At 41.2% G+C, this 23,272-nt stretch carries 35 protein-coding genes; 4 read left to right on the forward strand and 31 right to left on the reverse strand.

The window, feature by feature from the left end:
* Positions 1 to 60: 60 nt before the first annotated feature.
* From carA to ACRZ9O_RS08585, 31 genes are all read right to left on the reverse strand, one after another.
* Positions 61 to 1,161 carry a glutamine-hydrolyzing carbamoyl-phosphate synthase small subunit gene (carA, locus tag ACRZ9O_RS08435; protein WP_459458219.1) on the reverse strand — a complete coding sequence of 367 codons (1,101 nt, stop codon included), beginning with the start codon at positions 1,159 to 1,161 and terminating at the stop codon, positions 61 to 63.
* Positions 1,162 to 1,257: 96 nt separating this feature from the next.
* Positions 1,258 to 1,917 (reverse strand): 50S ribosomal protein L17, encoded by a 660-nt coding sequence (gene rplQ / locus ACRZ9O_RS08440; protein WP_459458221.1) that lies wholly within the window; start codon positions 1,915 to 1,917, stop codon positions 1,258 to 1,260.
* Between the two features lie 87 nt (positions 1,918 to 2,004).
* Entirely contained in the window at positions 2,005 to 2,994 is a 990-nt protein-coding gene (locus ACRZ9O_RS08445; RefSeq protein WP_377980620.1) for a DNA-directed RNA polymerase subunit alpha, read from the reverse strand.
* Positions 2,995 to 3,068: 74 nt separating this feature from the next.
* The gene (gene rpsD / locus ACRZ9O_RS08450; protein ID WP_130895421.1) at positions 3,069 to 3,674 is read right to left on the reverse strand and encodes a 30S ribosomal protein S4; all 606 of its coding nucleotides are present in this window, start codon (positions 3,672 to 3,674) and stop codon (positions 3,069 to 3,071) included.
* Between the two features lie 101 nt (positions 3,675 to 3,775).
* Positions 3,776 to 4,171: a 30S ribosomal protein S11 gene (gene rpsK / locus ACRZ9O_RS08455; RefSeq protein WP_130895422.1), complete on the reverse strand. Its 396-nt coding sequence runs from the start codon at positions 4,169 to 4,171 to the stop codon at positions 3,776 to 3,778.
* A gap of 40 nt (positions 4,172 to 4,211) precedes the next feature.
* Positions 4,212 to 4,589: a 30S ribosomal protein S13 gene (rpsM, locus tag ACRZ9O_RS08460; RefSeq protein WP_459458225.1), complete on the reverse strand. Its 378-nt coding sequence runs from the start codon at positions 4,587 to 4,589 to the stop codon at positions 4,212 to 4,214.
* Positions 4,590 to 4,635: 46 nt separating this feature from the next.
* Complete coding sequence (ykgO, locus tag ACRZ9O_RS08465) at positions 4,636 to 4,752, reverse strand: type B 50S ribosomal protein L36 (protein ID WP_130895424.1); 117 nt, start codon at positions 4,750 to 4,752, stop codon at positions 4,636 to 4,638.
* Between the two features lie 31 nt (positions 4,753 to 4,783).
* On the reverse strand, positions 4,784 to 5,002 hold the full coding sequence (gene infA, locus ACRZ9O_RS08470; protein ID WP_127803117.1) for a translation initiation factor IF-1: 219 nt from the start codon (positions 5,000 to 5,002) through the stop codon (positions 4,784 to 4,786).
* Positions 5,003 to 5,012: 10 nt separating this feature from the next.
* Positions 5,013 to 5,819 carry a type I methionyl aminopeptidase gene (gene map / locus ACRZ9O_RS08475; protein WP_459458228.1) on the reverse strand — a complete coding sequence of 269 codons (807 nt, stop codon included), beginning with the start codon at positions 5,817 to 5,819 and terminating at the stop codon, positions 5,013 to 5,015.
* Between the two features lies 1 nt (position 5,820).
* Positions 5,821 to 7,143: a preprotein translocase subunit SecY gene (secY, locus tag ACRZ9O_RS08480; protein WP_459458230.1), complete on the reverse strand. Its 1,323-nt coding sequence runs from the start codon at positions 7,141 to 7,143 to the stop codon at positions 5,821 to 5,823.
* Between the two features lie 17 nt (positions 7,144 to 7,160).
* Complete coding sequence (gene rplO, locus ACRZ9O_RS08485) at positions 7,161 to 7,607, reverse strand: 50S ribosomal protein L15 (protein WP_395617417.1); 447 nt, start codon at positions 7,605 to 7,607, stop codon at positions 7,161 to 7,163.
* A 46-nt stretch (positions 7,608 to 7,653) separates the two neighbouring features.
* On the reverse strand, positions 7,654 to 7,833 hold the full coding sequence (rpmD, locus tag ACRZ9O_RS08490; protein WP_223131594.1) for a 50S ribosomal protein L30: 180 nt from the start codon (positions 7,831 to 7,833) through the stop codon (positions 7,654 to 7,656).
* A gap of 34 nt (positions 7,834 to 7,867) precedes the next feature.
* Complete coding sequence (gene rpsE / locus ACRZ9O_RS08495; protein WP_377978499.1) at positions 7,868 to 8,386, reverse strand: 30S ribosomal protein S5; 519 nt, start codon at positions 8,384 to 8,386, stop codon at positions 7,868 to 7,870.
* A gap of 9 nt (positions 8,387 to 8,395) precedes the next feature.
* Positions 8,396 to 8,743 (reverse strand): 50S ribosomal protein L18, encoded by a 348-nt coding sequence (gene rplR, locus ACRZ9O_RS08500; RefSeq protein WP_459458233.1) that lies wholly within the window; start codon positions 8,741 to 8,743, stop codon positions 8,396 to 8,398.
* Between the two features lie 42 nt (positions 8,744 to 8,785).
* The gene (gene rplF, locus ACRZ9O_RS08505; protein ID WP_459458234.1) at positions 8,786 to 9,343 is read right to left on the reverse strand and encodes a 50S ribosomal protein L6; all 558 of its coding nucleotides are present in this window, start codon (positions 9,341 to 9,343) and stop codon (positions 8,786 to 8,788) included.
* Positions 9,344 to 9,401: 58 nt separating this feature from the next.
* Positions 9,402 to 9,797, reverse strand: a complete 396-nt coding sequence (gene rpsH, locus ACRZ9O_RS08510; protein ID WP_130895432.1) for a 30S ribosomal protein S8 — start codon at positions 9,795 to 9,797, stop codon at positions 9,402 to 9,404.
* A 76-nt stretch (positions 9,798 to 9,873) separates the two neighbouring features.
* Positions 9,874 to 10,143: a 30S ribosomal protein S14 gene (rpsN, locus tag ACRZ9O_RS08515; protein WP_130895433.1), complete on the reverse strand. Its 270-nt coding sequence runs from the start codon at positions 10,141 to 10,143 to the stop codon at positions 9,874 to 9,876.
* Positions 10,144 to 10,186: 43 nt separating this feature from the next.
* On the reverse strand, positions 10,187 to 10,741 hold the full coding sequence (rplE, locus tag ACRZ9O_RS08520) for a 50S ribosomal protein L5 (RefSeq protein WP_459458237.1): 555 nt from the start codon (positions 10,739 to 10,741) through the stop codon (positions 10,187 to 10,189).
* A 43-nt stretch (positions 10,742 to 10,784) separates the two neighbouring features.
* Positions 10,785 to 11,120, reverse strand: a complete 336-nt coding sequence (gene rplX / locus ACRZ9O_RS08525; RefSeq protein WP_459458238.1) for a 50S ribosomal protein L24 — start codon at positions 11,118 to 11,120, stop codon at positions 10,785 to 10,787.
* Between the two features lie 41 nt (positions 11,121 to 11,161).
* Entirely contained in the window at positions 11,162 to 11,530 is a 369-nt protein-coding gene (gene rplN / locus ACRZ9O_RS08530; RefSeq protein WP_377978501.1) for a 50S ribosomal protein L14, read from the reverse strand.
* 44 nt (positions 11,531 to 11,574) lie between these two features.
* A complete protein-coding gene (rpsQ, locus tag ACRZ9O_RS08535) occupies positions 11,575 to 11,832 on the reverse strand; it encodes a 30S ribosomal protein S17 (protein WP_406778149.1) in 258 nt (85 codons plus the stop codon).
* 67 nt (positions 11,833 to 11,899) lie between these two features.
* Positions 11,900 to 12,091 carry a 50S ribosomal protein L29 gene (rpmC, locus tag ACRZ9O_RS08540; protein WP_130895438.1) on the reverse strand — a complete coding sequence of 64 codons (192 nt, stop codon included), beginning with the start codon at positions 12,089 to 12,091 and terminating at the stop codon, positions 11,900 to 11,902.
* Positions 12,092 to 12,132: 41 nt separating this feature from the next.
* Positions 12,133 to 12,552, reverse strand: a complete 420-nt coding sequence (gene rplP, locus ACRZ9O_RS08545) for a 50S ribosomal protein L16 (RefSeq protein ID WP_130895439.1) — start codon at positions 12,550 to 12,552, stop codon at positions 12,133 to 12,135.
* A gap of 35 nt (positions 12,553 to 12,587) precedes the next feature.
* Positions 12,588 to 13,406, reverse strand: coding sequence for a 30S ribosomal protein S3 (gene rpsC, locus ACRZ9O_RS08550; RefSeq protein WP_406800232.1), 819 nt, complete (start codon positions 13,404 to 13,406; stop codon positions 12,588 to 12,590).
* A 23-nt stretch (positions 13,407 to 13,429) separates the two neighbouring features.
* Positions 13,430 to 13,804, reverse strand: coding sequence for a 50S ribosomal protein L22 (rplV, locus tag ACRZ9O_RS08555; RefSeq protein ID WP_459458242.1), 375 nt, complete (start codon positions 13,802 to 13,804; stop codon positions 13,430 to 13,432).
* Positions 13,805 to 13,839: 35 nt separating this feature from the next.
* Entirely contained in the window at positions 13,840 to 14,118 is a 279-nt protein-coding gene (rpsS, locus tag ACRZ9O_RS08560) for a 30S ribosomal protein S19 (RefSeq protein ID WP_130895442.1), read from the reverse strand.
* Between the two features lie 4 nt (positions 14,119 to 14,122).
* A complete protein-coding gene (gene rplB, locus ACRZ9O_RS08565; protein WP_459458244.1) occupies positions 14,123 to 14,950 on the reverse strand; it encodes a 50S ribosomal protein L2 in 828 nt (275 codons plus the stop codon).
* Positions 14,951 to 14,995: 45 nt separating this feature from the next.
* Entirely contained in the window at positions 14,996 to 15,283 is a 288-nt protein-coding gene (rplW, locus tag ACRZ9O_RS08570) for a 50S ribosomal protein L23 (RefSeq protein ID WP_223131599.1), read from the reverse strand.
* Between the two features lie 36 nt (positions 15,284 to 15,319).
* Positions 15,320 to 15,949 carry a 50S ribosomal protein L4 gene (rplD, locus tag ACRZ9O_RS08575; protein WP_130895445.1) on the reverse strand — a complete coding sequence of 210 codons (630 nt, stop codon included), beginning with the start codon at positions 15,947 to 15,949 and terminating at the stop codon, positions 15,320 to 15,322.
* 37 nt (positions 15,950 to 15,986) lie between these two features.
* Positions 15,987 to 16,604 carry a 50S ribosomal protein L3 gene (gene rplC, locus ACRZ9O_RS08580; protein WP_130895446.1) on the reverse strand — a complete coding sequence of 206 codons (618 nt, stop codon included), beginning with the start codon at positions 16,602 to 16,604 and terminating at the stop codon, positions 15,987 to 15,989.
* A gap of 832 nt (positions 16,605 to 17,436) precedes the next feature.
* Positions 17,437 to 18,690: a metallophosphoesterase gene (locus ACRZ9O_RS08585; protein ID WP_459458247.1), complete on the reverse strand. Its 1,254-nt coding sequence runs from the start codon at positions 18,688 to 18,690 to the stop codon at positions 17,437 to 17,439.
* Positions 18,691 to 19,134: 444 nt separating this feature from the next.
* Between ACRZ9O_RS08585 and fbaA the strand changes: the two genes are divergently transcribed.
* From fbaA to ACRZ9O_RS08605, 4 genes are all read left to right on the forward strand, one after another.
* Positions 19,135 to 20,217: a class II fructose-bisphosphate aldolase gene (fbaA, locus tag ACRZ9O_RS08590; RefSeq protein WP_459458249.1), complete on the forward strand. Its 1,083-nt coding sequence runs from the start codon at positions 19,135 to 19,137 to the stop codon at positions 20,215 to 20,217.
* Between the two features lie 257 nt (positions 20,218 to 20,474).
* Positions 20,475 to 21,194: a pirin family protein gene (locus tag ACRZ9O_RS08595; RefSeq protein WP_459458251.1), complete on the forward strand. Its 720-nt coding sequence runs from the start codon at positions 20,475 to 20,477 to the stop codon at positions 21,192 to 21,194.
* A 77-nt stretch (positions 21,195 to 21,271) separates the two neighbouring features.
* Positions 21,272 to 22,081 carry a UDP-2,3-diacylglucosamine diphosphatase gene (locus tag ACRZ9O_RS08600; protein WP_459458253.1) on the forward strand — a complete coding sequence of 270 codons (810 nt, stop codon included), beginning with the start codon at positions 21,272 to 21,274 and terminating at the stop codon, positions 22,079 to 22,081.
* A gap of 1 nt (position 22,082) precedes the next feature.
* Positions 22,083 to 23,252 carry a glycosyltransferase family protein gene (locus tag ACRZ9O_RS08605; protein ID WP_459458255.1) on the forward strand — a complete coding sequence of 390 codons (1,170 nt, stop codon included), beginning with the start codon at positions 22,083 to 22,085 and terminating at the stop codon, positions 23,250 to 23,252.
* Positions 23,253 to 23,272 lie beyond the last annotated feature (20 nt).

Genomic DNA, 23,272 nt, shown 5'->3' on the forward strand with positions numbered 1-23,272 from the left:
GAACTTCACCCAAAAAATTGTCTAACTTTTTGGATGCAGTTCAATCTCTCAGGGCTTTTTTTATTTCATTAGATCGATAAACTGATCAAATAAGTAACGAGAATCATGTGGTCCTGGACTAGCCTCCGGGTGATGTTGCACCGAGAAGGCTTTGCGACCTTTCACGCGTAAACCTTCAACCGTCTGGTCATTTAGGTTAATGTGAGTCAATTCAGCTTGATCTGAGGATTTCAATTCGTCCATCTTCACCGCGAAACCGTGGTTTTGGGATGTGATTTCTGAAAGACCTGAGATTAAATTCTTCACCGGATGATTTAAGCCACGGTGTCCATTGTGCATTTTGTACGTAGATAAACCTACCACTTGTGCTAAGATTTGGTGACCTAAACAGATACCAAACACTGGTTTATCACTTTTCAAGAAATCAGTCACCGTGTCAATTGCATAGGACATCACCGCAGGATCGCCAGGGCCATTCGAAACAAAGTACCCATCTGGATTCCAAGCCGCAATTTCAGAAAACGATGTCTTCGCAGGGAACACTTTTAAGTAGCATCCACGTTCAGCAATATTCGACAAAATGCTTCTTTTTACACCTAAGTCTAATACGGCTACTTTACGCTCTGATTTTTCATCACCTACAAAATAGGCTTCTTGCGTACACACTTGTGATGATAATTCTAAGCCTTCCATGGATGGAATTTTATCCAAAGCAGCCTTTAACGCCGCTTCATCAAAAATTTCTGAAGAGATCAAGCAGTTCATCACTCCTTTTGTACGAATGTGACGTACTAAAGCGCGCGTGTCAATACCTGAGATTCCAACAATTCCAGCATTTGCTAAGTAGTCTTGCAATGAACCATCAGCCGTTTCACGCGAGTGAACGCTGGCAAATTCGTTACACACCATACCGGCGATTTGGACCTTGTTCGATTCCGCCTCTTTCTCCTGCATCACCCCGTAGTTTCCGATGTGAGCCGTGGTATTAATGATTACCTGACCTGCATAAGAAGGATCAGTATAAATCTCTTGATAACCCGTCATACCGGTGTTAAAACAGATCTCACCTCCGTGAGTTCCTATTTTTCCTAGTGCTTTCCCGTGGAATATAGTTCCGTCTTGTAATAATAAAACCGCTGGTGTAGACTCGGTAAATCTCATAATATGCTGTTATAAAATAAGGGTCAAATACTCATTACCTAAAAAAAGGGCTTCAACGGAAAGTTGAAGCCCTTTAAAAAAATTGAAAGAGAAAGATTAAGCGTCTTCTCCTTTTTCTTCAGTGGACTCCTCACTTGCAGGTGCTTCTGGAGCAGCTTCTTCAGCTACTTCAGGTGCAGTTTCTTCAACCGCAACTTCTGCTGGTGCTTCTACTTCCGCTACCTCTGGCGCAGCCTCTTCAGCTACTACCTCAGCTGCTGGAGCTTCTTCAACAACTACTGCAGATGGTACTTCAGCAGCTGCTACTGGAGCCGCAGCTTCAGTTGCTTTTGCAGCGCCACCACGACGGCTACGACGAGTTTTACCCGCTTTCTCCGCTGATGCAGCTAACATTGTTTCGTTGAAATCAACTAATTCAATGAAGCAGATTTCTGCGTTATCACCTAAACGATTACCTAACTTGATAATACGTGTATATCCACCTGGACGATTCGCTACTTTCTCAGAAACGATAGAGAACAATTCTTTGATCGCATCCTTATTTTGTAAATAAGAGAATACCACACGACGATTGTTTGTGCTATCTGTTTTTGACTTTGTGATCATTGGCTCTACGTATTTACGTAATTCCTTTGCCTTAGCTACTGTCGTTTGAATACGCTTGTGTAAGATCAAAGAAGAAGCCATGTTTGATAACAACGCTGCTCTGTGAGAGGCTGTTCTTCCTAGGTGATTAAATTTTTTACCGTGTCTCATTGTGTTATTTCGTAAGTTAAAAGCTCTTTAGAGCTGCGGTAAGTTTACCTCACGGCAAACCACCTATTACTTTGTTTAAATTATTAATTAATCTTCGTCTAAACGATATTTAGAAACATCCATTCCAAAGGTTAACCCTTTTTCCTCGATCAATTGCTCTAATTCAGTTAATGATTTCTTTCCGAAATTACGGAACTTCATCATATCAGAGATTTCTAATTTCGCTAATTCACCTAAAGTGCGAACGTCAGCTGATTTCAAGCAGTTGTAAGCACGTACAGATAAATCTAAGTCAGCTAATGAAGTCTTCAATAACTTGCGCATGTGAAGTAATTCCTCATCTACTACATTATCTTCTTCTGCTTTAGGAGTTTCAAATGTCATTGTTTGATCAGAGAACAACATGAAGTGTTGGATCAAGATATACGCTGCACCTTTCAATGCATCTTCTGGGTGGATTGAACCATCCGTCTCGATATCTAAAACTAATTTCTCATAATCCGTCTTTTGCTCTACACGTGTATTCTCAATGCTGAACTTTACGTTTTTGATTGGAGTGTAGATCGCATCGATAGCAATGTGACCGAATGGCAACTCGTTTGCACGAGGCTCATCTGCTGGTACATAACCACGACCCTTTTCGATTACTAAATCAATTTCAACTTCTTTCGAAGAATCTAAATTGCAAATAACCAATTCAGGGTTTAAAATCTGAAAATAAGGAGTAAACTTAGCGATGTCACCTGCAGTGATCGCTGTTTGTCCTTTAATCTTCATAGAAACTTTGTTATCCAAAATTTCTTGTGTCTTTTTGAAACGAATTTTTTTCAAGTTTAAGATGATCTCAGATACATCTTCGTGAACGCCTTCAATGGCTGAAAATTCGTGTAACACACCAGAAATCTTAACGCTTGTGATAGCATATCCTTCTAAAGAAGAAAGTAAGATTCTACGAAGTGCGTTACCAATGGTAACACCGTAACCTTTTTCGAGTGGCTTGAACTCAAATAACCCGTGGAAGTCTGTGGCTTTTTCCATCACAACTTTTTCGGGCATTTGGAATGCTAATATTGACATATTTCGTAGCTTAAAATGATACTGAAAAAACGTTATTGGTACTCTTTAAAAACTCTAGCAATCTCGTTAGGAGATTACTTAGAGTATAATTCGACAATTGCTTGTTCGTTGAAGTTTTCAGGAATCTGATCTCTCTCTGGCATAGCAACAAATTTACCTACCAATTCAACACCATCCCACTCTAACCAGTTGAAGTTCTTAGGAGAACGAGCTGCTAAAGAGTTAGATACTACTTCTAGAGATTTTGATTTTGCACGAACACCTACTAATTGACCTGGACGTAGAGAGTAAGATGGCACATTTACTACTTCGCCGTCTACAATGATGTGTTTGTGAATAACTAATTGACGCGCTGCACGACGAGTAGGAGCAATTCCTAAACGATATACTACGTTATCTAAACGAGCTTCACATAATTTGATCAAGTTTTCACCAGTGATCCCTGCCTTAACAGCAGCCTTGTGGAACAAGTTTTCGAATTGGCGCTCTAAAATACCATACGTGTATTTCATTTTTTGCTTTTCCTTCAGTTGCACTGCGTATTCAGAAACCTTTGAACGCTTTCCTTTACCGTGCATACCTGGTGCATAGTTTTTACGAGCTAATGCTTTGCTCGGACCTAGAATTGCTTCACCGAAACGACGTGCAATCTTGGATTTGGGACCTGTGTATCTAGCCATTTTTTCTTAAAAGTCATTGGCCCTCTTATGCCCAATGAAGTAATTAAATTGTGAATAAAAGCGGGAGAAAATAATTACTAATTACTCCTGCATAAAAATTATTAAACGCGACGACGCTTCGGAGGACGACATCCATTGTGAGGCATTGGCGTAATATCTTTGATGATAGAAACTTCAATTCCTGAGTTTTGGATAGTACGGATAGCCGACTCACGTCCAGCTCCTGGTCCTTTTACGAAAACCTCCGCTTTCTTCATTCCTGCTTCAACAGCTACCGCTGCACAGTTAGATGCTGCCATCTGTGCTGCGTAAGGAGTGTTTTTCTTAGAACCACGGAAACCCATCTTTCCTGCTGATGCCCAAGAGATCACTTGACCTGCTGAGTTAGTAATTGAGATAATAATGTTGTTAAAGGAAGCTTTGATGTGTACTTGTCCGTTTTGTTCAACGACAACTACTCTCTTCTTCGCTTTATCTTTTCTTTTTGCTTGTGCCATAATTTGAAATGAAATACGAAGAGGTGTTACCCTCTAGTTATTATTTAGTTACTTTTTTCTTGTTAGCAACTGTTTTTCTACGACCCTTACGAGTACGTGAGTTGTTCTTAGTGCGTTGACCACGTAATGGAAGACCTTTACGGTGACGTAATCCACGGTAACAACCGATGTCCATCAAACGTTTGATGTTCAATTGAACCTCAGATTTCAACTGCCCTTCCGTTTTGAATTCAGCAGCGATGATCGCACGGATAGCGCTAGCCTCCGTATCGTTCCACTCACCAGCTTTCTTGTCAAACGAAACCGAAGCTTTCGTTAAAATTTTTTGAGCAGTGCTACGACCAATACCGAAAATATAAGTCAACGCAATTTCTCCTCTTTTTTTGTCGGGAATATCAACCCCTGCAATACGAGCCATATAGGTAATTAATTGTTGTTATTAATCAATTTAAAATTCTGTCGAATTATCCTTGTCTTTGTTTGAACTTAGGATTCTTCTTGTTGATTACGTAAAGCTTTCCGTGACGACGGATTACTTTGCAATCTGCACTACGTTTCTTGATAGATGCTTTAACTTTCATATTAACTGTATTTATAAAATCAAACCTTTAATTACTTGTATCTGTAAACAATTCTCGCCTTACTTAAATCATAAGGAGACATCTCTAACTTCACCTTATCACCTGGTAAAATCTTGATGTAGTGCATCCGCATCTTGCCCGAAATGTGTGCAATGACTTGGTGCGTATTTTCCAATTCTACCCGAAACATGGCGTTCGAAAGAGCTTCCAAAATAATTCCGTCTACTTCTATCGAGGACTGTTTGGCCATAATTATTAATTTATATATTCAACAATACTGTTGATGTTTTAATCACTTCTTCAATCGGGGCAAAGGTCGTCAAAATGATGGGGCCTTCTTTCCCTACCGCCACCGTGTGTTCAAAGTGAGCACTTGGCTTGCGATCTTGTGTTCGGATAGTCCAACCATCCTTATCTACTGAGATTTGACGCTTTCCTAAGTTAATCATCGGTTCGATCGCAATGACCATGCCTTCTTTCAACTTAGCTCCTTCCCCGCGGCGACCATAATTAGGCACCTCTGGACTTTCGTGAAGCTTCTTACCTACTCCATGACCTACTAGCTCTCTCACTACGCCGTAACCAAAAGATTCCGTGTAGGATTGAACGGCGAAACCAATGTCGCCTACTCGTTTGCCTGGTGCGGCTTGATTCAAACCTAAATACAAGGACTCTTTCGTCCGTTGTAGTAATAGAGCTACGTCATCAGCAACATTACCTATCGCATAGGTATAGGCGCTATCAGCGTGGTAGCCATTTTTATAAACTCCTCCGTCTATCGAAATAATATCTCCCTCTTTCAGGATCAATTCTCCAGGTAAACCGTGAACCACCACATCGTTAACCGATATGCACAAAGAGTATGCATACTTTTGGCTACCTACTTGGTAATTCAAAAAGGACGGATGCGCTCCGTTATCATTAATATAATCGTAAGCGATTTTATCTAAAGCTAAAGTACTTACTCCCGGCACAATTGCCTTCGCTACTTCAGCGTGACACTTCGCAAGAATTTCACCATTCTGTTGAATGATGGCTAATTCTGAAGGTGTCTTTAAGAAAATCATCTTAGCGGTTGATCAGTTCTGAGCGACCTTTCACTCGTCCTGATTGCATCAAACCTTCATACTTACGCATCAACAAATAACTTTCTATTTGTTGCAATGTATCTAATACTACTCCTACTAAGATTAAAAGTGATGTTCCTCCAAAGAAGGACGCAAAACCTCTCGTCACGCCAAACAAGTTAGCGACTGCAGGAAGAACCGCGATTAACGATAACATCACTGCACCTGGTAGTGTAATACGATCTAAAATAGTCGCAATAAAACCGGCTGTTTCTTCTCCTGGTTTCACTCCTGGAACAAATCCTCCACCACGCTTCATATCATCAGAGATTTGAGTCGGGTTAATCGAGATAGCTGTATAGAAGAACGTGAAAACAATGATTAAAACCGCAAATAATAAATTGTATTGCCAAGTCGTGAAATCACCAAAAGCAGACGCAACCGAAGAAGCGAACTCTGACTTTTCAGCAAACGACTGAGCTACTAATCCTGGAATAAACATCAAAGCTTGAGCAAAGATAATCGGCATAACACCTGAAGCATTTAACTTCAAAGGAATGTATTGACGCTCGCCACCTACGGTTGTTGCTTTGCTACCCACTACTTGTTTCGCGTATTGAACTGGAATACGGCGAACTGCTTGAGTCACCATAATCGCACCCATTACTACGAAGAACAAGGCAATAATTTCAATGATGAACATCAAAGCACCTGACATTCCACGTGAACCTGCTTCTTGTAAAATAGAAGCTGGGAAACGAGATACGATACCAATCATGATCAACATCGAGATACCGTTACCGATACCTTTATCTGTTATCTTCTCACCTAACCACATACACAACATCGTACCACCAATTAAGATAGCTACGCCATATAAGCGGAAGAACCAAGGATCTACCATAATCGCATCAGCAGGGATTGTTACTTGTAAATAAGTAAAGGCCTGTGCAGCTGTAACGAAAATGGTTAAGATACGTGTGATTTGATTTAACTTCTTACGACCTGATTCACCATCTTTCTGCATTTTTTGGAAATACGGAAGCGCAATGGTTAATAACTGAATCGCGATAGAAGCTGAAATGTAAGGCATGATACCTAAAGCAAATACCGAAGCATTACTTAGAGCACCGCCAGAAAAGATATTTAATAAACCGAAAAGTCCACCTTCTCCAGCTTGCGTTAACTTAGTCGCATCTACACCAGGTAAAGCGATATAAGAACCTAAACGGAAAAAAGCAATAAAAAGAAGCGTATTTATGATACGGCCTCTTAACTCCTCGATTGAGAAAATATGCTTGAAAGTTGTTATTAACTTGTTCATTCGATTAGAATAGAGGATTAACCAACAATTGCTTTACCGCCTGCTGCTTCAATCGCAGCTTTAGCAGCACCTGAGAAACCTTTCACTGTAACTTCTAAAGCAGCGGTTACAGATCCACGAGATAAAATCTTCACTAAGTCAGACTTAGATACAAGACCATTCGTGTAAAGTGTTTCAAATGTGATCACCTTAGTTCCAATTGCATCAGCTAATGCTTGCAATGTATCTAAGTTGATTGCTTTGTATTCCACACGGTTGTGGTTCTTGAAACCAAACTTAGGAACACGACGTTGTAATGGCATTTGACCACCTTCAAATCCTCTCTTACGAGAATAACCTGAACGAGATTGAGCACCTTTGTGACCACGAGCAGAAGTTCCACCTAATCCAGAACCTTGACCACGACCTACTCTTTTTCTTACTTTTACTGAGCCTTCAGCAGGCTTTAATGATGATAATTTCATTCTAATTGGGGCTTAGCGCTGCTGTTTCCAGCAACTCGCATGTTAATTAAATATTTTCAACTACAATTAAGTGGTTTACGGCACGAATCATTCCTGCAATCGCTGGATTCAATTCTACCTCAACACTCTTACGGATTTTACCTAATCCTAAAGCTGCGATCGTACGTTTTTGTACTTCCGGGCGCTTAATTGCACTTTTAACTTGAGTAATTTTAACTTTAGACATTGTATGTTCTATTAGAGAGGCTTACGCGCTCTGATTATCCATTAAATACTTTAGCAACAGAAATTCCACGTTGGAATGCAACCGTATGTGGAGCTCTCATCTTCACTAATGCATCGATGGTTGCCTTCACTACGTTGTGTGGGTTAGATGATCCTTTAGACTTAGCTAAGACATCATGCACACCTACTGATTCTAACACGGCACGCATCGCACCACCGGCGATCAATCCTGTACCTGGAGCAGCTGGCTTAATTAAAACGAAACCACCGGAGAACTTTCCTAATTGCTCGTGAGGAACGGTGTTCTTCAACAATGGAATTTGGAATAAATTTTTCTTAGCGTCTTCGATACCTTTCGTAATAGCGTCAGTTACTTCGTTTGCTTTTCCTAAACCGTATCCAACGATACCAGCACCGTCACCTACGACAACGATTGCTGAGAAACTAAAACGACGACCACCTTTAACTACTTTTGCAACACGGTTGATGGCTACTACTTTCTCCTTCAACTCACCTTCGTTAACCTTTATTGGTTTTGCTTGTAAATGCGACATATCTATTTCTTAAAATTGTAAGCCACCCTCGCGAGCACCTTCAGCTAATGATTTAATTCTTCCGTGATACAAATAACCGTTACGGTCAAAAACTACCTTCTCAATTCCAGCCGCCTTCGCTTTTGCAGCGATGGCTAAACCTACTTTCTTAGCAGCTTCAATATTGTTGTTCACTTTATCTTTTGTATAAGATGTAGCTGACATGATAGTCTTACCAGCTAAATCATCTACTAATTGTGCATATAAAGCAGAATTAGAACGATATACAGTTAAACGCGGACGCTCCGCTGTTCCTGCGATCTTAGCACGAATCGCACGTTTAATGCGGGTTCTGCGTAAATTTTTAATTGTTGCCATTTGTTAACTTGTTTGTGTGGATTTCCGGCCCACGCTTATAATTTATTTTTTACCGCCCGCTTTACCAGCTTTACGACGTACTTGCTCTCCTAAGAAACGAACACCTTTACCTTTGTATGGTTCAACTGGACGTAGAGACTTGATTTTCGCAGCTACTTGACCGATTAATTGCTTATCGATCGAGTTTAACGTAACCATTGGATTCTTACCTTTCTCCATTGCAGTTGCAACAGCTACTTCTGTAGGAATCGACATGAAAATCGCGTGAGAGTAACCCAAGCTTAATTCTAAAATATTTCCTTGATTTGCGGCCTTGTATCCAACCCCGATGATTTCCAATACTTTTGTATAACCTTCACTCACACCCACGACCATGTTGTTGATCAATGAACGATATAAACCGTGCATCGCTTTGTGACGCTTTTGTTCTGTCGGACGAGCCACAGTTAAAACACCCTCTTCGATGGTAATGATCATATCTTGATCTACTTGTTGTGACAAAGTTCCTTTAGGACCTTTTACTGTCACTAAATTACCAGCACTCACGTCTACATTAACTCCTGCAGGGATAGTGATAATCTTCTTTCCAATTCTTGACATTAGACTTTAATTATAGCTTAAATTCCGGGATCGCTCCCCTTTCAGCGTGAAACAATTATTAATATACGTAACAAAGTACTTCTCCACCTACGTGTAAAGTACGAGCTTCTTTATCTGTGATTACCCCTTTAGAAGTAGACAAGATAGCGATACCTAATCCATTCAATACGCGTGGTAACTCTTCAGCACCATTGTATTTACGAAGACCTGGCTTAGAGATACGAGTCAAGTTAACGATAGCAGGTTGCTTCGTAACTGAGTTGTATTTCAGCGCAATTTTGATGGTTCCCTGTACGGATGAATCATCGAATTTATAGTTTGAAATGTATCCTTTATCAAAAAGTACTTTCGTAATTTCCTTCTTAATGTTGGAAGCAGGAATTTCAACTACCCTATGGCGTGCCTTCAAGGCATTTCTCAATCGGGTTAAATAATCTGCTATTGGATCTGTCATTGTTTTTAAATTTGCCGCAGGTCTTTTAAAATGGGCCTGCAAAATTACAAAAATGAATTTAATTAATCAAATAATATTACCAGCTTGACTTAGTCACACCTGGTATCAAACCGTTAGATGCCATCTCACGGAACGTAACACGGCTAATACCGAACTTACGCATATACCCACGAGGACGTCCTGTTAACTTACAACGGTTGTGTAAACGTACAGGAGATGCATTTTTTGGAAGTTTATCCAATCCAACGTAATCTCCAGCTGCTTTTAAAGCTGCGCGCTTCACTGCATATTTTGCAACTGCTGCTTCGCGTTTTCTTTCTCTTGCTTTTACTGACTCTTTAGCCATTTTGTAAAAATTTAAAGGTTTTTATGAAAGCCTTATGGGCTACTTATTTTTTTTGATTTGAAAAAGGCATTCCAACCGCTGCTAGTAAAGCGTAAGCTTCTTCATCTGTTCCAGCAGTCGTCACAAAAGTGATATCCATACCAGAGATCTTGCTTACTTTATCGATTGAAATCTCAGGGAAGATGATTTGCTCTTTCACCCCTAAGGTATAGTTTCCACGACCATCAAATCCTTTTTCAGAGATTCCTTTAAAGTCACGAACACGTGCTAAAGAAACTGTTGTTAAACGATCTAAGAATTCGTACATCTTATCTCCACGTAACGTTACTTTCACACCGATAGGCATGTCTTCACGTAATTTAAAGTTCGAGATAGCTTTCTTAGAGATCGTAGCTACCGCCTTTTGACCAGCGATTTGTGTGATTTCTTCGATTGCGATATCGATTAATTTTTTGTCCGACACTGCGGCTCCTACACCCTTGTTGATTACGATTTTAGTAATCTTAGGCACTTGCATGATAGACTTGTACTGAAACTTTTCTTTCAAGCTTGGTACAACCTCCTTAACAAAACGTTCTTTTAATCTAGGTACTGCCATTGTAGTATATTTTGTGGATTTCCGACCCACGGTTAAGTTCTAATTATGCGATAAATTTACCCGTCGCTTTAGAATAGCGTTGTAATTTACCTTTCTCGTTCAATTTACGACCTGTACGTACAGGCTTTCCGTTTTCTACTACCATAAGGTTAGAGATGTGGATTGAACCTTCACGCTTTTCGATTCCTCCTTGAGGATTAGCTGCAGATGGCTTAACGTGCTTTGTTTGCAAGTTAGCTCCTTCTACGATTGCACGAGATTTTTCAACGATCACTTGTTTGATCACACCTGTTTTCCCTTTCGCATTACCTGCGATCACTTGAACAGTATCTCCTTTTTTAACGTGCAATTTTGCTGGTTTACTTGTATTTTTTTCCATTGTATGATTCTTAAATTGGGTTCACCCAATATTTCATCTAATTATAAAACTTCAGGGGCTAGTGAAACAATTTTCATGAATCCTGCATCACGCAACTCACGCGCAACTGGCCCGAAAATACGAGTTCCTCTCGGCTCATCATTAGCGTTTAATAAAACGGCTGCGTTATCTTCGAAACGAATATATGAACCATCTTTACGACGAATTTCTTTCTTCACACGAACAACTACTGCTCTTGAAACGGTTCCTTTCTTCATACTTGACGAAGAAAGAGCTGACTTCACAGAAACGACAATTTTATCTCCAATAGAAGCGTATCTTTTGCCAGTACCGCCTAATACGCGAATGACTAAAACTTCTTTTGCTCCAGAATTATCCGCTACACCCAATCTTGATTCTTGCTGTAACATTATATTTGATCTTTAAATTTTAAATTTTGAATAACAATATAGAATTACTTCGCTTTAGCGACGATTTCTATTAATCTCCAACACTTGTTCTTAGAAAGTGGACGAGTCTCCATTACTTTCACTGTGTCACCGATTCCGCACTCGTTGTTCTCATCGTGTGCCATCAATTTTGTAGTCTTTTGTACGAACTTTCCGTACAATGGGTGTTTTACCTTACGGTCAACAGTTAACGTGATAGACTTATCCATCTTGTTACTTACCACTTTCCCAATTCTTACTTTTCTCAGGTTTCTTTCTTCCATGGTTGTTGGATTACTTGTTAAACAATTGGCCGATAGCGTATTTGAACCAGCCTATTAAAATTAATACTTATGCTTTTGTTGCCGCGCTTAGAGCAGTTTCTAATTTCGCGATCAATTTACGGTTTTGACGAATGCGCATTGGATTCTCAATCGGTGAAATAGCGTGAGCTAATTTCAAACGAGAGATGTTCTCTTGCTCAGCAGCGATCTGCTTCTTTAATTCTTCAACTCCTAATTTTTGTATTTCTGCGTTTTTCATAACAATGTTATTTGGATGTATTAAACTGTGGGTTTAATATCCTATTCTGAATAATCTCTACGAACAACAAACTTCGTACGCATTGGCAACTTTTGTGCTGCTAAACGTAAAGCCTCTTGAGCAACCGCCAAAGGAACACCTGACGATTCAAACAAGATAGTTCCTGGGCGAACATTAGCTACCCAATACTCAGGAGCACCTTTACCCTTACCCATACGAACCTCTGCAGGTTTCTTAGTGATAGGTTTGTCAGGGAAAACACGGATCCAAACTTGTCCTTCACGTTTCATAGCACGGGTTACCGAGATACGAGCTGCTTCAATTTGACGAGCGGTGATACGACCTGGCTCTAAAGATTTAATAGCGAATGATCCAAAATCAATCTCGTGGCCACGGGTTGCAACACCTCTTACGCGACCTTTCTGTTGCTTACGAAATTTGGTTCTTTTTGGTTGTAACATCTTCTTATAAGTCTAATATCTAATTCAAATATATTTTATCGCTTTCCACCACGGCCACGGTTCGCACCGCCAGCACCTGGCTTGTTACGGTCTCCACCTTGATCTGCTCCTTCTGGACGACGGCCACGACCACGGTCATCACCACGTCCACGAGGTCCACGATCACCACCGCGAGAATCCGCTGCAGTTGATTGTAATCCCATGTTTGCATTAGGAGATAAATCTGGCTTACCGAAAACTTCACCACGGAATACCCATACCTTGATACCGATTTTTCCGTATACAGTTAAAGCTTCAGAGATAGCGTAATCAACATCCGCACGAAGCGTATGAAGAGGAATACGACCTTCTTTGTATCCTTCAGAACGTGCCATTTCAGCACCACCTAAACGACCTGATAATTTCAATTTAATCCCTTGAGCACCTACACGCATCGCTGACGCGATTGCTTGCTTCATGGCACGACGGAATGAAATACGAGCTTGTAATTGTTGAGCGATAGCTTCACCGATTAATTTCGCATCGATTTCTGGACGCTTAATCTCAAAGATGTTGATTTGAACATCTTTACCAGTGATTTTCTTTAACTCTTCTTTAAGCTTATCTACCTCAGCACCTTGCTTACCGATAACAACACCAGCGCGAGCTGTGTTAATCGTTAAAGTGATCCGCTTTAAGGTACGCTCGATAATAACTTTTGAGATAGATCCTTTTGGAATACGAGCGGCTACGTACTTTCTGATTTTCTCGTCTTCGACAAGCTTATCAGCGAAAGTCTTTCCTCCGTACCAATTAGAATCCCAACCTCTCACGATACCTAATCTTAATCCAATAGGGTTAATTTTTTGTCCCATTTCTTGTTTTATCTAATAGTCTATTATTCTGCTGAACTTGTTTCTAAAGCAGGAGCTCCAGAAGAAGCCACTACTAAAGTGATGTGATTTGAACGCTTCAAGATGCGGTGACCTCTTCCTTGCGGAGCAGGACGTAAACGCTTGATCGAAGCACCTCCATCAACGAAGATCGTCTTGATGAACAAGTCCGCTTCCTCGATTTTAGCATCGACATGCTTGTTTTGCCAGTTAGAAACCGCAGAGAGTAATAATTTCTCTATCGATTTAGCACCAACTTTGGGCTCAAATTTTAAGATACCCAATGCTTTGGATACTTTCTGTCCACGTACCATGTCTGCGACAATACGCATCTTCTGCGGCGACGTAGGAACATTTCTTAATTTAGCAATTGCTTCCATTTTCAATATTGATTAAGACCCGAGAGTCTATCTATTTACCTTTTACCTTTGTCTTTTTTCGCCACGTGACCACGGAAGTTACGTGTTGGAGAGAACTCACCTAATTTGTGACCTACCATATTCTCGGTTGCAAAAACAGGGATAAATTTATTCCCGTTGTGAACTGCGAATGTGTGACCTACGAAATCTGGAGAGATCATTGAACGTCTAGACCATGTTTTAATCACGGATTTCTTTCCGGATTCGTTCATAGCCTGAACCTTGTTATCAAGGCGGTAATCAATGTAAGGACCTTTTTTTAGTGAACGTGCCATCTAACTATTTTTTTCTTCTACTGATGATAAGACGATTTGTGTTTTTCTTTGGATTACGAGTTTTCTTACCCTTAGCCAATAAACCGTTACGAGAACGTGGGTGACCTCCTGAAGAGCGACCCTCACCACCACCCATTGGGTGATCGACTGGGTTCATTACAACACCACGAACACGTGGACGACGACCTAACCAACGGTGACGTCCTGCTTTACCTAAGTTCACGTTCATGTGATCCGAGTTAGATACTGTACCGATTGTCGCAAGACAACGAGCAAGTACCATACGCATCTCACCTGAAGGCAATTTCAAGGTTGCATATTTTCCATCACGTGCTAACAATTGAGCATACGTTCCAGCAGAACGAGCCATTTCAGCTCCCTTTCCAGGTTGTAATTCGATTGCGTGCACTAATGTACCTAATGGGATGTTTGCCAAAGGCAATGTGTTACCCACCTCTGGAGAAACTGACTCTCCTGAGATAACTGTTTGGCCTACCTGGATACCAGCTGGTGCCAAGATATATGATTTTTGACCGTCTGTATACTCAATAAGAGCGATACGAGAAGTACGGTTTGGATCGTATTCTACTGTTAATACCGTTGCAGGAACATCAAATTTCGCACGAGTGAAATCAATCACACGGTAGCGACGCTTGTGACCACCACCGATGTAACGCATCGAGCGACGACCATCTGCATTTCTACCACCCGTTCTTTTGATCGGTTCTAGTAAAGGCTTGTACGGTTTGTCCGTAGTAATCTCCTCGAACGTCGGCGCGATGCGGTGACGTTGTCCTGGAGTTGTTGGTTTAATTTTTTTAATTGCTGCCATTTAATTAGTTCAATTTATCGGGATGAACCCCCTTAGTTTTTTTAATTAGATTCCTTGGTAGAAGTCAATTACTTCACCTGGAGCTACTGTTACAATTGCTTTCTTGATCGTAGAAGTACGTCCAGAAGTGACTTTAGTACGTGTAGACTTGGATTTTACTTTTCCAATCTGACGCATTGTTCTCACATCTTGAACATCAACACCGTACATCTTCTTCACCTCTTTGGCAATCTCAATCTTGTTTGCTGTCAACTCAACAACAAACGTGTATTGGCCTTTTTCTTGCATGGCTTGCGACTTTTCAGTCAAGGCCGGACGTTTAATAATGCCCATTTTTATTTTCGTTTATAACAGAAAATCTTCTGTCAATTAGTTACTGAATGATGACTCAATTTTTTCAATCGCTGCAGTCGTGATTAACAACTTACCTGCGTTCACTAAATCGTATGTGTTCACATCTCCTGCGGTTGTTACCTTAGTCTTAGGAACGTTACGACCAGATAATACAACATTCTTGTCTACTTCTGGAGTGATCAATAATGTTTTTGTGTTATCTAATTGAAGCGCTTTTAACATCGCTAAATACGCCTTAGTTTGTGGTGTTGCGAAAGAAACTGAATCCAAGATTGCGATATCTCCACTTTGAGCCTTAGCAGCTAAAGCTGATTGGCGAGCCAATGCTTTCACTTTCTTGTTCAACTTGAAGTGGTAATCACGTGGGCGTGGTCCGAAGATACGTCCACCACCTTTCATCAAAGGAGATTTCATTGAACCTGCACGCGCACCACCCGTACCTTTTTGTTTCTTAATCTTGCGAGTCGAGCGAGAAACTTCTGCACGCTCTTTCGCTTTGTGAGTTCCTTGACGTTGGTTAGCTAAATATTGCTTCACATCTAAGTAAACCACATGCTCGTTAGGAACGATACCAAAGATTTCATCCGAAAGAGTAATTTTCTTTCCGGTATCTTTTCCTGCTATGTTATATACTGATAATTCCATGTTTCAGAATGTCTATTGTTTAGGCTAGGCCCAATTTTTAATTTTCAATGATTACGTATGAGTTCTTAGCTCCAGGTACTGATCCAGAAACTACTAATAAGTTTTTCTCTGGATAGATTCTCAAAACTTGTAAGTTTTGAACCTTTACACGATTACCACCTGTACGACCCGCCATGCGTAAGCCTTTGAATACACGAGATGGGAATGAACACGCACCAATTGAACCTGGGTGACGACCGCGGTTATGCTGACCGTGAGTTTGACCACCCACACCGGCAAATCCGTGACGCTTAACAACACCCTGGAAACCTTTACCTTTAGAAGTACCCACTACGTCAACGTAAGTGTCTAGCTCTAACATCTCAACAGTTAAAACATCCCCTAATGCAAGAGGTTGCTCAAACGTGCGAAATTCTACCAATTTTTTCTTGGGAGTAGTATTTGCTTTCTTGAAGTGACCCAACAAAGATTTTGTTGTGTGCTTTTCTTTTTTCTCACCGTAGCCGATTTGAACAGCATTATAGCCTTCTTTCTCTACAGTCTTCACTTGTGTAACCACACAAGGACCGGCTTCAATTAGCGTACATGGAACAGCTTTACCGTCTTCCATGTATAGGCTAGTCATACCGACTTTTTTACCAATAATTCCTGACATAATATGTTAATATTTAAAATATAAATATGCTTACAAGGCTAACTGGGCTTGTTGTAAGACTTTTATTCAAAATCACCGTTCAACTGAACGTGATATAGGAATCTAAACAATAAAAAAAAGCAGAATTGGTATAGGTAGACAAGATGAACCCACTGTGGATAACAGTGAAAAAACACCTTGTGTAGCTTAATATTCAATTAATGGGCTGGGCATTCAACGGTCATTAATCAATACCAGTTCTAACACAAAAATCAAGCTTTCCTCGATTTAAGACCTGTTTGACATGCATTTTATGTGTTTTAAATAAATTCGGGAAGTTCTGCCAACCTCTCTCTGAATAAAAAACTGCGTTTGTCGAACGGGAGTGCAAAGGTAGGAAAAAAAATAATACAAACAATAGTTGTCCTAAAAATATTTAGCTTAACTATTTAAAGCACAAAGAATAAAGCACAAAGCATAAAGGAGATTAGAGATAAGAGAGCATAGAGTAGAGATGAACTGTAAATACATTTCACGAATCCATAAAAACGCTGAGCGTTTTTAGCCAACTTTATTCTTTGTGCTTTGTGCTCTATGCTTTCAAGTCTATTAGAAGAGATAATAGAGTATAGAGTAGAGATGACAAAAAAAGAGCATAAAGAATAAAGTACAAAGAATAAAGGAGAGTAGAATTGAACTGTAAATACATTTCACGAATCCATAAAAACGCTGTGCGTTTTTAACCAACTTTATTCTTTGTGCTTTGTGCTCTATGCTTTCAAGTCTATTAGAGTAGAGATGATGAATGTTAAATGATTACCTTCGGACTTCGGACTCATTCCCTCCGGACTGATTACTTCTCAATCACAAACTGATCCCGAACCTGCCCATCCGCAGCCACCCATTTAGCGTCAAACTTCGACTTAGAGACATCAATAATCATCGATCCTCCTACCTCATTATTAACGTAAACCGCTGATTTTAATGGGAAGCCAGGCATTCTACCGCCTAATCTACTTCCTGAACCATTGACTACATATATCACCCCTTGGCCTTTTTTGCCTACCACATACTGATTAGGTGCCTTTTCTGTTGCAACCACCTGGGTAGTTTCATCGAATGTATCGTTTATGCCAAAATGCCCGCGTAAAGGTTTCGTCCGCTCATATACGTGACTGTGTCCGGCTAGCACCATATCGACATTGTATTTTTCAAAAAGTGGATTCACTTTTTCGCGCATATTTTTCATATCAGCCTCGGTATCTGAATTGTGCGAACCTTTAGAATAAGGTGGCTTATGGAAATAGACGATGGTGAAGGGCAGGCGATTTGCGGCTAAGTCTTTGGCCAACCAATCATATTGAGCTCCTTTCCCATCCATCACCTGGTTCCCTGCTGCATCGCGTATTTCTGTATCAATGGAAATCAAGTGCAAGGAGCCGTAATCCACTGAATAATACGATTCTGAATTAGAGGCCACGCCACCTGCTTCGCCCTGGGTGGGCATGGAAAATATTTTGAAATAGGGTGGAACGGTGGCATCGTGTTTGCCCGCGTAATCGTGATTGCCGGGAGATGGATATAAGGCCAAATTAGGGAAAAAGTCTGCCTGGTACACATCGAATACATGTTGTTGGTATTCCTCATCCTTCCCATTATTATAGGCATTATCCCCTAACCAAATCCAGGCATCGATCGGCTTATCTGCTATGTAATTCTTAATGGCAGAAATCACCGCTTTTTGATTAGGTGCCACAAAGCCAAAATCCCCTAGCGCCCAAATGCGCACCGAATTAGGATCCCCTGCCTTCGGTTTGGTATGAAAACTCCCCTGATGTTTGGGCGATATACTATAGGAATAGGTTTTAGTAGGCCTAAGTCCTGACACTTTCACTATATGATCAATCACGCGATTCGTATCCGCAATCACGCGCGCCTTCTTCTCCCCTTTTGTCACCAAAGTTACTTGACTGGACTGGGGCGATGCCGTACGCCATTGAATCAAAACTGATTCAGAGGTCATAGATTGCAAGTAAGGTCCGCGAACGATCTGGTCGTTTTGGCTAAACGCAGAAAAGGAAAGGAGAAGGAAGAGGATTTTTTTCATGGCGTTAAATTAATGGTAAATGGTGAATGGTGAATGTTAAATAATTAAAAAATGTTGAAAGGCTAGAATAAATGAGATGAGAGATAGTAGAGCATAAAGAATAAAGCACAAAGAATAAAGGAGATGAGAGATAGTAGAGTATAGAGTAGAGATGATAAATGGTGAATGGTAAATGGTGAATGATCCTTCGGACTTCGGACTCATTCCCTCCGGACTCGTTTAGATTATAGATTATAGAGTAGAGATGATAAATGGTAAATGGTGAATGGTGAATGATCCTCCTGACTAGCGACTAGTGACTAGCGACTAGCGACTAGCGACTAGCGACCAAAATTGGATTTTTCTCATATTCCCCCTCGAAAAATCAATAATTGTTTGTATTTTTGGGCTTTAGTTGCTGAAAATCAGGCAGTTTTTATTTATTTCCCAAGAAAAAAAAGCATTATGTCAAGTTTATCCAATCAAAAAGGAGTGTTGCACGGAGATGCGGTTCAAGAGTTATTTGAAATCGCTAAGAAAAATCAATTCGCTTTACCAGCGGTTAACGTAACAGGTACAGATACTGTGAATGCAGTATTAGAAGCAGCGAAAGCGGTGAATTCTCCGGTAATCATCCAATTCTCTAACGGTGGTGGTATTTTCTACGCTGGAAAGACGCTTTCTAACGAGAATCAAGCAGCGGCAATCGCTGGTTCGATCTCTGGCGCTTACCACGTTCACCAAATGGCGAAAGCATACGGTGTTCAAGTAGTTTTGCACACAGACCACTGCGCGAAAAAATTATTGCCTTGGATCGACGGTTTATTAGATGCTGGCGAGAAATTCTTCGCTGAGACGGGACAACCTTTGTTCTCATCTCATATGATTGATTTGTCTGAGGAGCCTTTGGAAGAAAACTTAGAAATCTGCGCAAAATACTTAGAGCGTATGTCTAAAATGGGCATGACGTTAGAAATCGAATTAGGTGTTACAGGTGGTGAAGAAGATGGCGTGGATAACTCTGACGTAGATTCATCTAAATTATATACACAACCGGAAGAGGTGGCTTATGCTTATGAAGTATTGTCCAAAATCTCTCACCGTTTCACGATCGCTGCGGCATTCGGTAACGTACACGGAGTTTACAAGCCGGGTAACGTGAAGTTGCAACCAGTGATTTTGAAGAACTCACAAGAATTCATCAAAGAGAAATATAGCTTAACCGCTGAGAAACCAATTAACTTCGTATTCCACGGTGGTTCTGGTTCATCTCGTGAGGAAATCCGTGAGGCATTATCTTATGGTGCTATCAAAATGAATATCGATACAGATACGCAATGGGCGTTCTGGGAAGGTATCTTAGGATTCTACAAAGCAAATGAGGCTTATTTACAAGGCCAAATCGGTAACCCAACAGGTGACGATTCTCCGAACAAGAAATATTATGACCCACGTGTTTGGTTACGTAAGGGCGAAGAGACTTTGGTAGCTCGTTTAAAAACAGCTTTCGAAGACTTGAACGCTACGAACGCGAATCAATACTTGTAGTCGCGGAGCGACTACCCAGTGGGCAGTCGGCAGTCGACAGTGGGCAGTAAAAAGCCGGAACGACGCAGTAGTCAGTGGGCAGTCGACAGTGGACAGTAAAAAAGCCGGAACAAAGTTCCGGCTTTTTTAGTTTAGAAATCATAGAGTATAGAGAAAAGATAATAAATATCGAACTTTGCAACTGTCCACTGACAACTACCCACTGCCGACTGTCCACTGCAAACTGCACACTGCCGACTGCCCACTGACAACTGAATATGAAAACCGAACTACACCCTGCCTCCTCCCGCGGAACAGCCGATCACGGCTGGTTGAAGACCGCTTTTAGTTTTAGCTTTGCTGGTTATTATAATCCGGCGCGTATTCATTTTGGTGCGTTGCGCGTGCTGAATGATGATTTTATTGCGGCGGGGATGGGTTTTGGCAAACATCCGCATGATAATATGGAGATCGTGACCATTCCGATGAAAGGCGCGGTGGCGCATGAGGATTCGATGGGGACGAATGGTATTATTAATGCGGGGGATGTGCAGATTATGTCTGCGGGTTCGGGGATTTACCATTCGGAGTTTAATGCGAGTCAAACAGAGGGTTTGGAGCTCTTCCAAATCTGGGTCATGCCCAAACTGAAAAATATCACTCCGCGCTACGATCAGCGTACCTATAATCCAGCCGATTTTAAGGGACAATGGAAGACGGTGGTTTCACCACTGGGAACGGACATTGATTCCTTGCAAGTAAATCAAGATACCTATTTTAATATCACCGAAATCGCGGAAGGAGAAAGTCTGAGCTATGCGTTGCACGGCGCACAGCAAGGGGCATTCGTATTTGTGATTGAAGGTGGAATCGAAGTGGCTGGCGAGAAGCTGGGACGCAGAGATGCGATTGGGATTTCGCAGACGGATACGATCGAGGTAAAGGCTTCAGCAGCAGACACAAAGGTGTTGTTGATTGAGGTGCCTATGGTTTGGTAGATTTAACAATAGAGTAATATTCTCGTAATAAGGGGGTTAAATAGATGGCCTATTTTTGGTAAACCAAATAGGTAAACATGGGCCGTCATTCTCAACCCACCTACAAAACGATCGTTATCTCCGACTTGCATTTAGGTAGCAAGGGGGCTAAAGCAGCCGAGGTCAACGAATTTTTACGCGCACATTCGTGCCACCAACTCATCTTAAACGGCGATATCATCGACGGCTGGCAGCTAAAAAAAGGCGGCAGCTGGAAGAAGAAGCACACGGCCTTTTTCCGCAGTGTGTTAAAGATGATGGACAAGTGGGATACGGAGGTAATTTATTTGCGCGGGAATCACGATGATTTCTTAGAGCAAGTACTTCCGTTGAAGATTGGGAAGCAGTTTTCGATTCGCCAAGTTTATATGTTGAAGAGTTTTGGCAAGAAATACTTCATCACACACGGCGATATTTTCGACAGCATTACGAGCCAAATGAAATGGCTAGCCTATTTAGGTGACATCGGCTACACGTTCTTGTTGTGGCTAAACAAATGGTATAATCAATACCGCACGTGGCAAGGAAAGCCATACTATTCTCTATCACAGGTGATTAAGCAGAAAGTGAAGGCGGCGGTGAATTTCATCTCGGATTTTGAAGAGAAATTAGCAGAGTTAGCGAAGGCCAAAGGCGCGAATGGCATCATCTGTGGCCATATTCACAAGGCTGAAATCAAAATGATCGATGGGGTTGCGTACATGAATTCTGGGGACTGGGTCGAATCATTAACGGCCTTAGTAGAAACACATAAAGGGGAATGGCAAATCATCGAATTCCCGAACTACGATTTGAAAGCAGAGTTAAACGAAATTTTAGGCGAAGCAATCGCTGTAGAAGCAGAATAAGATGGGAAAATTCATATTTACCGTACAAGGCGAGGGTCGCGGACATTTAACGCAAGCCATCTCATTTACACAAATCGCACGCGAGGCGGGTCATGAAGTAGTCGGCTATGCTGTAGGGTCCTTTCAGGGGCGTAAAATTCCGTCGTTTTTTTTAGATTTTATAGGAAATACGCCGGTGCTGCAATATGAGAGCCCATCGATTATCTTCGGTAACGGCAAATCCGTTCAGCTTTTCAAAACAGCGGCGCAGGCTTTCACGAATTTCAAAACGTTTTGGAAAAGCGCCACGCAATTAGAAGCGTTCATTGAAGAATTGCAACCAGACGGAATCGTGAACTTCTACGAGTCTATCACGGGCCTATATAAGTTAAAATCTGGTTCCCAAATACCAACGATGTCAGTGGGACATCAATACCTCCTATTAAACAAGAACTTCGAAAGCATTCCAGAGAAGAAGATCGACCGTATTCTATTAAATATGAATACGATGATCACGTCGATCGGTTCTAAGAAGTTATTAGGCTTGTCTTTCCGCCCTATCGATAACGACGCGAAGATTGAGGTGGTTCCTCCCCTATTGCGTCAGCAAGTGAAAAATATCGTACCTAAAGCAGGAGAGCGTTGGTTAGCGTATTTAACGCACTTCCGTTTATCAGAAGATATCATGGCGTGGTCAAGCGCGAATCCGGAGGTAAAGTTGGATTGCTTTTGGGATAATCCAGCGCGCAAAGAGACGTATCATTACTCTGACTCATTGACTTTCCATCCGATTGATGCAGAGAATTATTTAGCCAAAATGACGGAATGCGCAGGTTTAATCTCGACCGCTGGTTTTGAATCAGTGGCTGAGGCGATGTACTTAGGAAAGCCTGCGATGATGGTTCCCGTGCCTAATCACATTGAACAGATGATCAACGCTTTCGATGGCGAAATGTCTGGAGCAGGTATAGGGGCGTCCTCTTTTGACCTCAGCATCTTCAAAAAATATTTACCTTCTCACGTTTCCGTGAAAGACCAATACCAAGAATGGGTTTCGCAATCACAGCGTTTAATGGCCGGACATTTAAGTGATTTAATTGCACAGCCGGTTTATGTCACGAACTTCAGCCAAAACCAAGGAACGGGTTTGTCAGGGATGCTGGGCAGACGGAGATTTCGTTGGTCACGTTAAATAAAAAAGGCCAGCGAAAT

The sequence above is a fragment of the Aquirufa sp. HETE-40SA genome, from assembly GCF_054558635.1.